This is a genomic window from Streptomyces anulatus, from assembly GCF_000721175.1.
Lineage (GTDB): Bacteria > Actinomycetota > Actinomycetes > Streptomycetales > Streptomycetaceae > Streptomyces > Streptomyces anulatus_C.
The window spans coordinates 99,014-113,327 of sequence record NZ_JOEZ01000012.1; the positions used below are offsets into that span (position 1 = coordinate 99,014).

The 14,314-nt window shown below is 73.3% G+C and carries 12 protein-coding genes and 1 pseudogene; 1 reads left to right on the forward strand and 12 read right to left on the reverse strand.

Annotated elements, in window-relative coordinates:
* Nucleotides 1–54 precede the first annotated feature (54 nt).
* The 8 genes from IG90_RS0115040 to infC all read right to left on the reverse strand — a co-directional run bounded on the left by IG90_RS0115040 (nucleotide 55) and on the right by infC (nucleotide 9,448).
* Nucleotides 55–1,404 (reverse strand): NsdA family TPR-like regulatory protein, encoded by a 1,350-nt coding sequence (locus IG90_RS0115040; RefSeq protein ID WP_030583484.1) that lies wholly within the window; start codon nucleotides 1,402–1,404, stop codon nucleotides 55–57.
* Nucleotides 1,405–1,823: 419 nt separating this feature from the next.
* Complete coding sequence (gene pheT / locus IG90_RS0115045) at nucleotides 1,824–4,337, reverse strand: phenylalanine--tRNA ligase subunit beta (protein WP_030583487.1); 2,514 nt, start codon at nucleotides 4,335–4,337, stop codon at nucleotides 1,824–1,826.
* Nucleotides 4,337–5,476, reverse strand: a complete 1,140-nt coding sequence (gene pheS / locus IG90_RS0115050) for a phenylalanine--tRNA ligase subunit alpha (RefSeq protein ID WP_030583489.1) — start codon at nucleotides 5,474–5,476, stop codon at nucleotides 4,337–4,339. The genes pheT and pheS overlap by 1 nt, the downstream gene beginning before the upstream one ends.
* A gap of 116 nt (nucleotides 5,477–5,592) precedes the next feature.
* Nucleotides 5,593–6,771, reverse strand: a complete 1,179-nt coding sequence (locus tag IG90_RS0115055) for a sensor histidine kinase (protein ID WP_030583492.1) — start codon at nucleotides 6,769–6,771, stop codon at nucleotides 5,593–5,595.
* Nucleotides 6,772–6,943: 172 nt separating this feature from the next.
* On the reverse strand, nucleotides 6,944–7,789 hold the full coding sequence (locus tag IG90_RS0115060) for a TrmH family RNA methyltransferase (RefSeq protein WP_030583496.1): 846 nt from the start codon (nucleotides 7,787–7,789) through the stop codon (nucleotides 6,944–6,946).
* Nucleotides 7,790–7,924: 135 nt separating this feature from the next.
* Complete coding sequence (gene rplT / locus IG90_RS0115065; RefSeq protein ID WP_030583499.1) at nucleotides 7,925–8,308, reverse strand: 50S ribosomal protein L20; 384 nt, start codon at nucleotides 8,306–8,308, stop codon at nucleotides 7,925–7,927.
* A gap of 107 nt (nucleotides 8,309–8,415) precedes the next feature.
* Nucleotides 8,416–8,610, reverse strand: a complete 195-nt coding sequence (gene rpmI, locus IG90_RS0115070; protein ID WP_003970213.1) for a 50S ribosomal protein L35 — start codon at nucleotides 8,608–8,610, stop codon at nucleotides 8,416–8,418.
* Between the two features lie 121 nt (nucleotides 8,611–8,731).
* Nucleotides 8,732–9,448, reverse strand: coding sequence for a translation initiation factor IF-3 (gene infC, locus IG90_RS0115075; protein ID WP_078585328.1), 717 nt, complete (start codon nucleotides 9,446–9,448; stop codon nucleotides 8,732–8,734).
* 344 nt (nucleotides 9,449–9,792) lie between these two features.
* On the opposite strand from infC, the gene IG90_RS0115080 reads away from it, so the two are divergent.
* Nucleotides 9,793–10,155 carry a DUF1844 domain-containing protein gene (locus IG90_RS0115080; protein ID WP_010057174.1) on the forward strand — a complete coding sequence of 121 codons (363 nt, stop codon included), beginning with the start codon at nucleotides 9,793–9,795 and terminating at the stop codon, nucleotides 10,153–10,155.
* Nucleotides 10,156–10,325: 170 nt separating this feature from the next.
* Here the strand turns inward: IG90_RS0115080 and IG90_RS0115085 are convergent, their stop codons facing one another.
* The 4 genes and pseudogenes from IG90_RS0115085 to IG90_RS0115100 all read right to left on the reverse strand — a co-directional run bounded on the left by IG90_RS0115085 (nucleotide 10,326) and on the right by IG90_RS0115100 (nucleotide 13,693).
* Entirely contained in the window at nucleotides 10,326–11,054 is a 729-nt protein-coding gene (locus tag IG90_RS0115085; RefSeq protein WP_030583507.1) for an SseB family protein, read from the reverse strand.
* A gap of 94 nt (nucleotides 11,055–11,148) precedes the next feature.
* Nucleotides 11,149–11,534: pseudogene (locus IG90_RS39450) on the reverse strand (TetR family transcriptional regulator); the annotation flags it as partial.
* Nucleotides 11,535–11,639: 105 nt separating this feature from the next.
* Entirely contained in the window at nucleotides 11,640–12,821 is a 1,182-nt protein-coding gene (mycP, locus tag IG90_RS0115095; protein ID WP_030583512.1) for a type VII secretion-associated serine protease mycosin, read from the reverse strand.
* Nucleotides 12,818–13,693, reverse strand: a complete 876-nt coding sequence (locus IG90_RS0115100; RefSeq protein WP_030583515.1) for a hypothetical protein — start codon at nucleotides 13,691–13,693, stop codon at nucleotides 12,818–12,820. Before IG90_RS0115100 ends, mycP begins: the two co-directional genes overlap by 4 nt.
* Nucleotides 13,694–14,314 lie beyond the last annotated feature (621 nt).

Genomic DNA, 14,314 nt, shown 5'->3' on the forward strand with positions numbered 1-14,314 from the left:
CATGCCAGCAGGCTCGACTGCCGGGGGGAACGAACGACGGGGCGTCGGTGGAGCTCACAGAGGCACGCGGAGCGCCTCGTCGATGAGGTCGGTGGTCCCCACCGCGTCGGCGCAGCCGCTCGCGGCCAGTTCGCGCCGGACCTCCCGCAGCCGGTCGCGCAGCCGCTGGGACTCCATCCCCCGGGCTCTCATCGCCATCTCGGCAGCTGTACCGGCCGCGCGGTCCGCCTCGCCCTGCAGCAGCTCGATATGACTGAGCATCGCGAGACGGTGGACGCGCCCCCGGTCGTGCGCCGGGGCGCGCACCGCGGAGGCCGCGTGCTCCCGGGCGGCCGGCAGATCCCCGAGACCGAGCAGCGCCTCCGCCACCTGGACGTCGACGAGGCCCGGCTGGACGTACCCCGTCTCGTCGGGCTCCCGGCCGGTGTGGATCCGGCCTGCCTGGGCCTCGGCCCGCCCGATGCAGGCCCGGGCGCTCGCCGCGTCGCCGAGCCGGGCGTACGCCTTGGCCTGCATGGCGTGCAGGTCGGCGGCGAGCGCCGGGGTGATGTGGCCACCGGCGGCCCGCAGCGCGGCCTCGGCGAAGGCGATGGAACGGCGGTGGTCGCCGAGGAACAGCGACTGGGTGACCAGCAGGGCGATCACATAGCCGCCGAGCCCCCGGTCCCCGCTGGACTTGGCGAGCCGCAGCGCCTGGTGGAAGTAGCGCTGGGCGAGTCCGTGGGCGTCGGAGTCGTAGGCGCAGATGCCCGCCACCGCCACCAGCCCGGCGGTCGCCCGGTGCAGGCTCCGGCCGAGCGCGTCGCTGTGACCGCCGCGCAGCAGCGGCGCGGCCTCCGCGTTGAGGAAGCGGACGATCCGGGACCTGGTCGCGATGCCGCCCGTCTTGCGGTACATCTGCTCGTAGTGGTCGCGGGCCGCCTTGAGCATCGCTATGTCGGCCGCGCTCACCCGGCCCGGCCCCGGCCGTGAGACGTCGGTGTCCTCCGGGGGGTTCTCCCACTCCCAGACCGGCATCACCGCCGGGGTGCCGGTGACGGCGGGCACGGTGGCCAGGTGCGGACGCTGCTGTTCGTCGGAGCGCCACAGGGCGGTGGCCCGCTCGACGAACCCGGAGAGGGAGGCGCCCTCGGCGCCGGCGTCCGTCTCCGACGCGGCGATGGCGCCCATCCCCACGTCGTCGAGCCCGACGGGCCGCCCCAGCCGGCCGGCCAGCACCTCGCAGATCAGGTCGGGCACCTGCCCGCGCGGACGCTGGCCCTTGAGCCAGCGGGAGACCGCCGTGTGTTCGTACCGCAGGCTCAGCCCGCGGGTCAGGCCCGCCCGGTTGACGTGTCCGGCGAGGCCCGCACGGGACACACCGGCCTCCTCGATCAAGGCTTCGAGCAGGACATTGGGCTCCATCGTCCCCCCAGGTGCGTGTCGCAATGAGCCTAGTGGAGCACGATTCACACGGGGTGTGAACGGAATGCCCGAACCCTCCTGCTGTGCGCTCTGCCGCGCGGGTCCCGGGCTCGGTTGAATGAGCTCCCTCGCAAGAGGCGGCCCGGGTCGTCGGCTCCCCCTCGTAAACGGCCCACGACCCGCACCCGCGCCGTCCACGCTGCTGACCTGCCCGACACTCCGAGGCAGCGCGGACGGCGCCCGGACCGCACGGCCCACTGACCGACGACGAAGGAGGGTGGCTGCGGAACGGAGGCCGGAACCGCATTCCTCCCGGTTCCGCTCCGGGTCCGGCGTGTGGTCCCTCCGTCGCTCGGCGGGGACAGGAGAAGGGGCGTATCCGGTGGCCGGATACGCCCCTTCTCGACGTGGCGCAGGTGCTACGCCCCGCGCAGCACCGCGCCCGTGCGCTCGGCGGCCAGGGCCACCGCGCTGTCGCGGGCGGCCGAGGCCTCCTCGACGGTCAGGGTGCGGTCGGCGGCGCGGAAGCGCAGCGCGTACGCCAGGGACTTGTTGCCCCCGCCGATCTGCTCGCCGGTGAAGACGTCGAACAGCCTCAGCGATTCGAGGAGTTCACCCGCGCCCTCGCGCAGCGCCCGCTCCACGTCGGCGGCCGGGACGTCCTCGGCGACGACGAGGGCGACGTCCTGGGTCGCCACCGGGAAGGTGGAGATCCGGGGTGCCTGGAGCGCTCCGTCGACGGCCTGCTCCAGGACGTCGAGCTCGACCTCGGCGGCGCAGGTCCGCTCGGGCAGGTGGAGCGCCTTGATCACGCGCGGGTGCAGCTCGCCCGCGTGTCCGAAAAGGGTCTCCTCGCCGTTCACGGTGACGTACAGCGCGGCGCAGCGGCCCGGGTGCCACGGGGCGTGCTGGTCGGCGCGGACAATGACCTCCACACCGGCCTCCGCGGCGATCGAGCGGGCCGCCTCGACGGCGTCCGCCCAGGTCGCCGGGGTGCCCTTGCCCCACCAGCCGGCCTGCTCGCGGGCGCCCGCGAGGACGACGGCGGCGCGGCGCGGCTGACGCGGCAGGGCCGCGTTCAGACCGGCGATCTCCTCGTCGGTGGGCCGGCGGTCGACGGGCAGGCGGACCGCCTGCTTCTCCTCGCCGGTCGGCCGGAAGACCAGGCCGGTCTCGAAGAGCGCCAGGTCGTGGCTGCCGCGGCCGTCGTTGCGCCGCAGTGCGCCGAGGAGGCCCGGCAGCAGCGTGGTGCGCAGCGCCGGCTCCTCGTCGGAGATCGGGTTGACCAGCTTGACGGTGCGGCGGCGGGCGTCGTCCGCCTCCAGGCCGAGCTGGTCCAGGACCGCGTCGCCGATGAACGGGTAGCTCAGCGCCTCGACGTAGCCGGCTCCGGCCAGCACCCGGCCGATGCGGCGGTGCAGCCGCTGCCGGTCGGTGAGACCGCGCCCGGAGGGGGGCGTCGGCAGGGTGGAGGGCAGGTTCTCGTAGCCCTCCAGCCGGATGACCTCTTCGGCCAGGTCGTTCGGCTCGTTCAGGTCGGGCCGCCAGGACGGGACGGTGACGATCAGCTCGTCCTGCCCGTAGACGTCGCAGCCGACCTGCTGGAGGCGGCGGACGACGGTCTCGCGGCCGTACCCCACACCGGCGACCTTGTCCGGGTGGTCGGCGGGCATCGCGATGGTGCGCGGCGCGGAGGGCGAGGTGATCTCGGTGACCCCGGCCTCGGCGGTGCCGCCCGCCAGGAGGACCAGCAGGTCCACCGTGCGCTGCGCCGCCGCTGCGGCGGCCCGCGGGTCGACGCCGCGCTCGAAGCGCTTGGACGCCTCGGAGGACAGTTTGTGGCGGCGCGCGGTGCGGGCGATCGAGATCGCGTCGAAGTGCGCGGCCTCGATGACGACCTCGGTGGTGAGGGCGTGCTCGCCGTCCGCGTCGGCGATCTCGGTGTCGGCGCCGCCCATGACGCCCGCGAGGCCGATCGGCCCGCGGTCGTCGGTGATGACGAGGTCCTCGGCGTCCAGCACGCGGACGGTGCCGTCCAGCGTGGTGAGCTTCTCGCCCTGTGTGGCGCGGCGCACGCCGATCGCTCCCTCGACCCGGGTGCGGTCGTAGGCGTGCAGGGGCTGGCCGAGCTCCAGCATCACGTAGTTGGTGATGTCGACGGCCAGCGAGATGGGCCGCATCCCGGCCTTCTGGAGGCGACGCCGCATCCAGATCGGGGAGCGGGCCTCCGGCTGGAGACCGGTGACCGTGCGCGCGGTGAACCGGTCGCAGCGAACCGGGTCGGAGATCTTGACCGGGTAGCCGTACGCGTTCGGCGCGGGCACGTCCAGGAGTGCCGGGTCGCGCAGCGGCAGCCCGTACGCGATGGCGGTCTCGCGGGCGACACCGCGCATGGACAGGCAGTAGCCCCGGTCCGGGGTGACGGCGATGTCGAGGACCTCGTCGACGAGCTGGAGCAGCTCGATCGCGTCGGTGCCGACCTCGTGCTCCGGCGGCAGCACGATGATGCCGTGCGTTCCGTCGTCGCCCATGCCCAGCTCGTCGGTGGAGCAGATCATGCCGTGCGAGGTCTTGCCGTACGTCTTGCGGGCGGCGATCGCGAAGTCGCCGGGCAGGACCGCGCCCGGGAGGACCACGACGACCTTGTCGCCGACCGAGAAGTTACGGGCGCCGCAGACGATCTCCTGCGGTTCGCCGGTGCCGTTGGCGGAGCCGACGTCGACCGTGCAGAAGCGGATGGGCTTCTTGAAGCCCTCCAGCTCCTCGATGGTCAGGACCTGTCCGACGACCAGGGGGCCCTTGAGGCCCGCACCGATCTGCTCGACGGTCTCGACCTCGAGCCCGACGGAGACGAGCTTGGCCTGTACGTCACGGCCGGTCTCCGTCGCCGGCAGGTCGACGTACTCCCGCAGCCAGGAAAGCGGGACGCGCATCAGATCTCCATCCCGAACGGCCGGGTGAACCGGACGTCACCCTCGACCATGTCTCGCATGTCTTCGACGTTGTGGCGGAACATCAGCATCCGTTCGATGCCGAACCCGAAGGCGAATCCGCTGTACTTCTGGGGGTCGACACCGCAGGCGGTGAGCACCTTGGGGTTGACCATGCCGCAGCCGCCGAGCTCGATCCAGCCCTCGCTGCCGCAGGTGCGGCAGGGGCGGTCCGGATTGCCGACGGACTCGCCGCGGCAGACGTAGCAGACCATGTCCATCTCGGCGGACGGCTCGGTGAACGGGAAGAAGTTCGGCCGCAGCCGGGTCTTCATGTCCGGCCCGAAGAGCGCCTGGACCATGTGGTCCAGGGTGCCCTTGAGGTCGGCCATGGTGAGGCCCTCGTCGACGGCGAGCAGCTCGATCTGGTGGAAGACCGGGGTGTGCGTGGCGTCCAGCTCGTCGGTGCGGTAGACCCGGCCGGGGCAGACCACGTAGACGGGGGGCTTGCGCTCCAGGAGCGAGCGGGCCTGGACCGGCGAGGTGTGCGTACGCAGTACGACGCCGGACTCGTCGCCCTCGGTCGCCTTCCCGTCGGGCGTGGTGCCCTGCACGAAGAAGGTGTCCTGCATCTGGCGGGCCGGGTGGTCGGGCACGAAGTTCAGGGCGTCGAAGTTGAACCACTCCGCCTCGGCCTCGGGGCCCTCGGCGATCTCGTAGCCCATGGCCACGAAGACGTCCGCGACGCGCTCCATGATGGTCGTCAGGGGGTGGCGGGCGCCGGCCGGGACGCGGTCGTAGGGCAGCGTGACGTCCACCGCCTCCTCGACGAGCACCCGGGCGTCCCGTTCGGCCTCCAGCTCCGCCTGGCGGGCGGCGAGCGCCTTGGAGACGGCGCCGCGGGCCTGGCCCACGCGCTTGCCCGCCTCGGCCTTGGCCTGCGGGGGCAGGGCGCCGATCTCGCGGTTGGCGAGGGACAGCGGCGAGGTACCTCCGGTGTGCGCGGTCTTCGCCTGGGCGAGCGCGTCGAGGTCACCGGCGGCGGCGAAGGCGGCGAACGCCTCGTCCCGCAGGCGCTCGATCTCTTCCGGTTTCAGTGCCTCGACCTCGACTGGGTCGTACGACTTGTTCGGTGCCGACATCTCTTCCCGTGCTTCCGATTGGCTGGTGGCGCGACCCCGCTCGACGACTGGAGGACGCAAAGGTGCCAAAGGTCGAGTCTAAGGGCCGCAGGACGGTCGGGGAGCCTGTGGGCTGCTCACGCCAGGTAGGCGGGCATGCTCACAGGCAGGATAAATCGGAACTCGGCCCCGCCGCCGGGCCCCCGGTCGACGGTGATGGTGCCGCCGTGGGCCTCGACGATGCCCTTGACGATGTAGAGGCCAAGGCCCGTGCCGCCGCGCTTGCTCCCCCGCCAGAAGCGGGTGAAGACGCGGCCCATCGACTCCTCGGGGATGCCGGGGCCTTCGTCGCTCACGGTGACAGCCGTTCCCATCTCGTCGCAGGCACCCGGCGCGGGTGCGGGGGCGATCTCAATGGTGACGGTTCCCTCGCCGTGGCGCACCGCGTTTTCCAGGAGGTTCCCGAGGACCTGGTCGACCTTGTCGGGGTCGGCCCACAGGGCCGGCAGCGGTCCCCTGGCCCGGACCCGGAAGCGCTCGGGGGCCTGGCCGCCCGTGATGAGCGCCTGGATGTGCCGGGCCACGGCGGCGGAGACGTCGACGGGCTGGCGGCGCAGCTCCAGCCGGCCGGAGTCGATCCGGGAGATGTCGAGCAGCTCGGCGATGAGCCGGGTGACCCGGCCGGCGTCGGCGTCGACGGTCTCCAGCATCAGCCGCTTCTGGTCGTCGGTGAACCTCTCCCACTTGGCGAGCAGGGTGGCGGTGAACCCTTTGACGGAGGTCAGCGGGGAGCGCAGCTCGTGGGCGACGGTGGCGATCAGCTCGGCGTGGCTGCGCTCGGTACGCCGGCGGGCCTCGGTCCCCCGCAGCGAGACCACGACCCGGCGCACCGGGCCGAGCGGATGCTCGCGTACGTAGCGGGCGGAGACCAGGACCTCACGGCCGCCGGGCAGCAGCAGGTTGCGCTCGGGCTGGCCGTTACGGGTGGTGAGACCGCCGTACGGGTCGGTCAGCGTCCACCAGCGCTTCCCCTTGAGGTCCTCCAGCGGGAGGGCGCTCTGCAGGGGGCGGCCGATCGCGTCGGCGCGGGGGGTGGCGGTGATACGGGCGGCGGCGGCGTTGAAGCAGATGACGTGCCCGCTCGCGTCGGCGACCACGAGACCGTCGGGAAGGTCGTCCGGGTCGATACCGTGGGCGTCCTGGCCGGGGCCGGCGCCGAGGCCGTCCGGACCGGCCGCCGACCCGGCCGGCTCCTCTTCCGCAGCGCGTGGTGCGGTGGTGTGCGCCGGTCGCGGCGAGCTCATGCCGACAGCCATCTTCCCGTATCCCCACCTCTCGAACCGGTGCAGTGGGCCCCCGAGTTCGTCACCCTACTAGTCGTCGGTGAACCGGCGACACCCTGTGGGGGCGCGGAGGGGAGTGCGCCGGTGGGAGGGGCGCGGGAATGGCCGGGATCGTGTGCTGACGGGCCGTCGGAGAGGCGCGGGTTTACGCGTCGGGGGCGCGCCGCGGCCGCTGCGCGCGGGCTGAGGCGTACAGGCAGACGGCGGCGGCGGTGGCGAGGTTGAGGCTCTCCGCCTTGCCGTGGATGGGGACGCGGACGACGGCGTCGGCGAGCGCGCGGGTCTCCTCGGGAAGCCCCCAGGCCTCGTTGCCGAAGACCCAGGCGGTGGGGGTGCCCATGGTGCCCGCGTCCAGCTCGTCGTCCAGGTCTTCGGCCCCGGCCCCGTCGGCGGCGAGGATGCGCACCCCGGCGTCCCGGAGGCCCTGCACGGCCTGCTCGACGGGGACGCCGACGGCGACGGGCAGGTGGTACAGCGAACCGGCCGAGGCCCGTACGGACTTGGGGTTGTAGAGGTCGACCGAGGCGTCGGTCAGGATCACCGCGTCCGCTCCCGCCGCGTCGGCGCAGCGCAGTACCGTCCCGGCGTTCCCGGGGTCCCGTACGTTGGCCAGAACCGCCACGAGTGCGGGCTTCGCGGCGAGGATCTCCTGGAACGGGGTGTCCAGGAAGCGGCAGACGCCGATGAGTCCCTGCGGGGTGACGGTCTGCGAGACGTCGGCGAGGACGTCGTCGCCGGCCAGGTGCACCCGGGCGCCCGCCGTGTGGGCGGCCTCGACGATGTCGGCGTACCGGTCGGCGGCCTCGGGGGTGGCGAACAGCTCGATGAGGGTCGGCTCCCCGTCGACGCCCCGGTGGGCGGCGGCCTCGCGTACGGCCTGGGGCCCCTCGGCGATGAACCTGCGCTCCTTGCCGCGGAAGTTGCGGCGGGCCAGCCGGCGGGCGGCGGCGACACGGGGAGAACGCGGGGAGATCAGTTCGGGGGTGCCCATGGTCGGCGGCGAGCCTCTCTGCGTACGGCTGTGGCTGTGGCGGTGTACGGATGTCGTCGACGGATCAACGCACCGGACCCGCAGGCGGCGTGCGCCTGCGGGTCCGGTTCGCGTACCTGGAAGGGGGTGCCTGGATCAGGCGGCCTTCGGGGCGTTGACGTCGCTCGGGAGGGCCTTCTGAGCGACCTCGACAAGGGAGGCGAACGCGTTGGCGTCGTTGACCGCGAGCTCGGCCAGGATCTTGCGGTCCACCTCGATGTTGGCGGCCTTCAGACCCTGGATGAGGCGGTTGTACGTCATGCCGTTCTGGCGGGCAGCGGCGTTGATGCGCTGGATCCACAGCTGACGGAAGTCGCCCTTGCGCTTCTTGCGGTCGTTGTAGTTGTAGACCAGGGAGTGGGTGACCTGCTCCTTGGCCTTGCGGTACAGGCGCGAGCGCTGCCCGCGGTAGCCCTTGGCCGCCTCGAGGATTGCCCGGCGCTTCTTGTGGGCGTTGACTGCCCGCTTGACGCGTGCCACTTGTTAACTCCTTGTAGCGGGGCCGTGGGTGTCTTCACACGGCCCGGAAACGAATTGGTCCCGGTGTGATCGAGGTCGTGCCTCCGGGGCGAGCCGGAGGCCGAGCCTCACTTGCCGAGAAGCTTCTTGATCTTCTTGGCGTCGGCCGGAGCCACGACGACCGTGCCGGTCAGCGAGCGGGTCTTCTTGGACGACTTGTGCTCGAGCAGGTGGCGCTTGCCGGCCCTCTCGCGGAGCACCTTGCCGGAGCCGGTGATCTTGAAGCGCTTGCTGGCACCGCTGTGCGTCTTGTTCTTCGGCATCGCGCCGTTCTCTCCTCGTCAGTGGCGCCCCTCACGGTGCGGGGCACCGGACTGCAGGGGCGTCAGATCGCTATGGGATTCCGGGATGACCCGGGGGCGCCTGGATGGCGGCCCCCGAGAGTCACGCCTCGGAAGGTGTCTCGGCCGGAGCCTCGGCCGCTTCGGCCGGAGCCTCGGCGGTGTCGCCCTCGGACGGTGCGTCGGTCGTGCCCTGACGCTCCGCCTTGCGGGCGGCCTGGGCCTCACGGGCCTCGGCCATGGCTTCGGTCTTCTTCTTGTGCGGGCCCAGAACCATGATCATGTTCCGGCCGTCCTGCTTCGGGTTGGACTCGATGAAGCCCAGGTCCTCCACGTCCGAAGCGAGACGCTGGAGCAGTCGGAAGCCCAGCTCGGGGCGGGACTGCTCACGACCACGGAACATGATCGTGATCTTGACCTTGTCGCCCTGCTTGAGGAACCGGACGACGTGACCCTTCTTGGTGTCATAGTCGTGCGGGTCGATCTTCGGCCGGAGCTTCATCTCCTTGATGACCGTGTGCGCCTGGTTCTTGCGCGCCTCACGGGCCTTCATGGCCGACTCGTACTTGAACTTCCCGTAGTCCATGAGCTTGCACACGGGCGGACGGGCTGTCGCCGCCACCTCGACCAGGTCGAGGTCATACTCCTGTGCGAGTTCCAGGGCCTTGGCAAGCGGAACAATCCCGACCTGCTCGCCACTGGGACCGACAAGTCGGACCTCGGGAACGCGAATCCGGTCGTTGATGCGGGGCTCGGCGCTGATGGATCCTCCTCGGTAGCACCACGCGACCGCCTGGCGGACAGCCGCGTAACGTCTTATAACGTCAAGACCAACCGAGCCGGAACCGAAAAATGCCCCGGACGGGACACAGGCGGGGCTCCATGAACTACCGGAGCACCGCCGCGTTCAACCGCGGGGCGCATCGGACGGCTCCATCGTCCGTACGGAACGATGGGGACCGCCTGACCGGTGACCCGCCGTCCGGTGAGGACGGCCAGGTGGGAGATCGGAGCCTCCACTTGTGGGCCGGGCACATAGATGTCCGGCCGGTCGTTACACAAGGTTAGCAGCCCGGCCCCGAGGGCGCTAATCCTGCGTCTCCCCTGCGTCCCGCAGCGGCTCCCGCGCGCGGGAGGGCGGTGGCCTGGCCTTATCGTGTGGGCATGAGTGACGCGACCCCCAGCAGTGAGAACCCCGGCTTCGACGACATGGCCCGCGACATCGCGGAGGTCCCCGCGGTCGAGGTGATCGTGACGGTCGCCGTCAACCTGATGAGCGCAGCCGCCGTGAAGCTCGGCCTCACCGAGGAAGGCGAGCAGCACAAGGACCTCGACGAGGCCCGCAAGCTGGTCCAGGCGCTGGCCGGACTGCTGGACGCTAGCGCCACGGAGATCAGCACCTTCCACGCCTCGCCGCTGCGCGACGGCCTGAAGTCCCTCCAGCTCGCCTTCCGCGAGGCCTCCCTGGTGCCGGACGAGCCGGGTCACGGGCCCGGCGAGAAGTACACCGGTCCCGTCTACGGCTAGCCGCCGCCCCTCCCCCGTACGTCCGGGAGCCCGCCGTCCCCCTGTGGGGCGGCGGGCTCCCGCGTGTACGCGCGGCCGGGACGGTTCGCGGATTCTCGGATTTCTCACGGCGGCGGACGCTTCGCACTCGTCGGGCCGGGGCCGGGGCCCGCCCCATCTGCCCCGACGCGTCAGCGGACGAAAAGGGGCTCGCCCGGTGTGGCCGTGCCGGCGGGGAGAAGGGCCAGGTCCAGGCCGCTCACCAGCCGGGCCCTCAGCACCTCGCTGGCCGACAGCGCACCAGCGATGCGGCGGGCCGCCTCGGCGGGCACCGCGTCCGGGGCGAGGACGAGCGCGAGGGTGCCGTCCGCACTGCCGGGCCCGAGATGGGCGCGGACCACGGCGGGGTCGGCGGCCACGGCCTCCCGCACGGCGTCGATGACCGCGGGGTCCTGGAGCGGGTCGGTGCTGGTGCGGTTCTCGGCGAGGGCCAGGAGCGCCTGCCCGCTGAGCTCGAAGGCGACGGGCCCCGCGAGGTCCAGCACGACGGTGTCGGCCTTCTCGTGGGCGGCGGCCTGGAGGGCCTGGTGCAGCGGTACGGCGACGGGGCGGGCCTGCGGGTCCCAGAGCGCCAGCGACGCGGTCGAGGTGAAGGCCGGGAGCGCACGCCGGTCGCCCGCCTGAAGGGTCGGTACGGCCATGTCGCTGGTCTTCTCGCGCCGGAGACCCTTCTCGTCCTCCTCGACCTCGCCGAGGACGGCGACCACGGGGACCAGGAGCCGGGCGTCGCGCAGGGCCGCGAGGACCGGCCCGACGGCGCTCCGGTCCTGGGACCAGGCGCCCAGGGCCCTGGTCAGGGCGGGGGACGCCGAGCCGTCGTCGTCGGAGAAACCGGGGTCCGGGATGTTCTTGAGCTCCACGGGACGAGGGTAGTGCCTGGCTCCTCGCGGCTCGCCCGCAGGTGGGGCCGGGAGCGGAGTCCAGCGCTCCGCCGTCGAGGGCAGGGCGCGGGCCTCAGCGCTCCGCCGCCTCGGCCAGCGGGGATGCCGCCTCGTCGCGGGCGTGTGCGACGGGGCCCGGGAAGACCTTCAGACCGTGGGCGACCAGGGCCCCTTCGTGCAGCAGTATGAGCGTCCGGCCCAGCCGGTCGGCGGCGTCGGGGCCGATGCCGCCCCCGGCGAGCCGGGTGAACAGGTCCAGCATCCACGCTTCTGGCCGGTGATGACGGGGTGGGCCGGGTGGGCCGGGTCGCCGATCTCCGCATCGGCGTTGACCATGCTGCAGCCCTTGGAGCCGTAGTCCGACATCCGGGCGCGCGAGGCGTCGAAGACGGCCAGGATCCGCGCCCGCGGGTCGGGCGGTGCGGCGTCGAGGCGCTCGGCGAGAAGGGTCCGCCGGCGTGGTGCACCGCGGGGCCGCCCCGCGCGGCGACGGGCCCGCCGGGGATCCGGATCCGGCCCCGCGCGACCGGGCGGAGGCTCTGCCCGGGGCGAGGCGGTGGGCGGTCAGCGGCGGCCGGGGGCGTTCCGGCCGCGCCAGAGGACCACGGCGACGGCCAGCAGCGCCGCACCGAGGCCGCCGGCGAGCGGAGCGGCCCAGTTGGCCGTTTCGTCGGCGGTACGAGGCGGAGCCGGGCCGTCGCCGAAGTACCGCCCCCGGTGTCCTGCCGGGGCGGCCTTGGTGTCCAGATCTGCCGCGCGCAGCCGGGAGCCCGCCTCGATGGCCTCCGCCGGGTCGACGATGCCGTAGCCGCGGGCGTCATCGCGGCCCTGGGCGGGGGCGTCGCGGGCGGTGTCGGCGAGCAGCTTCTTGATCTGGGCCGGGCCGAGGCCGGGGTGCGCGGCACGGACCAGGGCGACCGCGCCGGAGACGAACGCGGCGGCGGCCGACGTGCCCCACTCGATGTAGTAGTGCCCGTCCGGATTGGCGACCACGATGTCGACGCCGGGGGCGCTGACGGTGGCGTACCAGCGGCGGGTGGAGAACGAGGCGTGCGTGCCGTACTCGTCGACGGCGGCGACCGCGATCACTCCGGGGTAGGCGGCGGGGTAGGAGATCCGGTCCCCCTTCTCGCCTCCGTTGCCCGCCGAGGCGACCACGGGGACTCCCTTGGACAGGGCGTACTGGATGGCCGCGTCCTCACCGGGGTCGGGGTGGGCGGACTTGCTGTCGTCGCCCAGGGAGAGGTTGATGACGTCGGCGCCGTTGTCGGTGGCCCAGCGGATGCCGTCGGCGAGGGCGGTCCCTCGGGACTTGCGGGCCTTGGCGCGGGCCGGGTCCTTGGACTCCAGGATCACCCGGACCGGCAGGATCCTGGCCTCGGGGGCGATGCCGAGGATGCCGTCGGCGCGCCCGGGGCCGTTGCCGCGCCCGGCGATGATGCCGGCCATCGCGGTGCCGTGCAGGGCCCAGGAGGAGTCGCCGCGGGTGGCGCCGAAGCCGACGAGGTCCTTGCCGGGGAGCACCTGGCCCGTCAGGTCGGGGTGGGCGTCGTCGACCCCGGTGTCCAGGACGGCGACGGTGACGCCCTGGCCCCGGGTGGTCTCCCAGGCCCGGTCCGTGTGCAGGGCCTCCAGGGCCCACTGCTGGTCGCGGATGGCGTCGGCGTGGGCGGGCGCGACGGGAGTGAGGGCGAGGACGGCGGCGGCACAGACCGCGGCGAGGACGCGGCGGGGGCGTCGGGTCATCCGGGCTGCTCCGTGAGGTCGTCGACGGTCGTGCGCAGTCCGCGCTCCACCCGGTCCGCGATGCCCTTCGCCTCGTGGCCGAGCCCGGCCTGGGCGATGTCCGTCTCCGCGCCGGACGCCATGGCGTCGGGCGCGGGCTGCGGGTCGGCGACGGGGCGCCCGTCGGCGAAACCTGAGACGGCGAGGACGACGACCGGGATCTCGGTGAGCGGGTTGACCGTCCAGCTGGCGCGCTGCCTGTCTCCGAAGGAGGCCGCCGGGGTGCCCTCGGGGGCGTACGTACGGGGCATGAGGTCCTTGCGCCCGCCGAGCTTCTGCTCGGTGAACCGGGTGCGCAGGGCCTGCATGCCCGGGGCGTCGGCCTCGGTGAAGATCAGGCCGACGGTGGTGACGGCGGAGCGGGTGGCGTCGGTGTAGGTGGCGCGCACCAGCCGTTCGCAGCCGACGGAACGGAGCGTGGTCAGGAGCAGCGGGTCGAGCCCCTCGGTGCAGGTGCTGTCGGCGGCGACGGCGAGCCGGGTCCAGGTGCGGTGGGTGCCGCCGGGGCCCGCGCCCTTGCCCTGGAGGGTGCGCGGGAACAGCGTGTCGACGGGAACGCTGTGCCAGGCGTCGCGTGCTGTGGTGTACGGGCTCCGGGTGGTCTCGGCCGAGGAGTCCCCGGTCAGCCAGGCGCCGGTGGCCGCCCCGCCGATCAGCCCGAGGCCGAGCACGACACAGGTGGCGGCCGCCGCGGTGCGCCACCGCTGCCGGGGCCGGACCGGTCGCAGTCGGGTGGTGGTCTCGGCGGGGGTCTCCGGGTAGCCGTAGCGGACCGGCACGCGGTAACCGCCGGGCGGCGGCGGAACGGCTCCCGGCGCGGGCGTCAGGTCCACGGCCCCGACGGGCCTGCGCCGGGTGACGGGCGGCGGGCTCGCGGAGGGCGGGGCAGGCGCAGGCGTGGGCCGTTGGACCGGCGGGGTCGGCGGCGCCATCCGGGCGGAAGGGGCGGATGCGGCCCGCTGGGCGGGAGCTCCGGGACAGGCCGACGGGGCGGGAGCTGCCGGACGGACCGGTGGGGCCGGAAGGGCCGGTGGGACCGGCGAGGCCGGGGCCGGAGCGGCAGGCACTCCCTGCGGGCCCGAAGCTGCCGGACGGACCGGTGAGGCATGTGGGGCCGGAAGGGCCGGTGGGACCTGCGGGCCCGAAGTTGCCGGACGGGCCGGCGGCGCAGACGCAGAGGCCGGCGCCGGAGGTGCCGAAGCAGGAGACGGAGGTGCCGGGGGCGCGGGGGCCGTCGGAGGGGTGGCCGGGCGGGGCGGCACAGGGGCGCGCTGCGCTTCGGTACTCATCCGGCCCCCTGCTCACACGTCCTCGTACCGACCACGGATCACCGCCGCTGACAGGCCCGTTGGTGCTCGCGTGCACGTCACTCTACGGGCTGCGGACGGGCGGCGGGGAACGGGACGCCCCGGTCGGCGGCGGATCTGTCCTGATCGTCCCCCTACCCAGCCGTA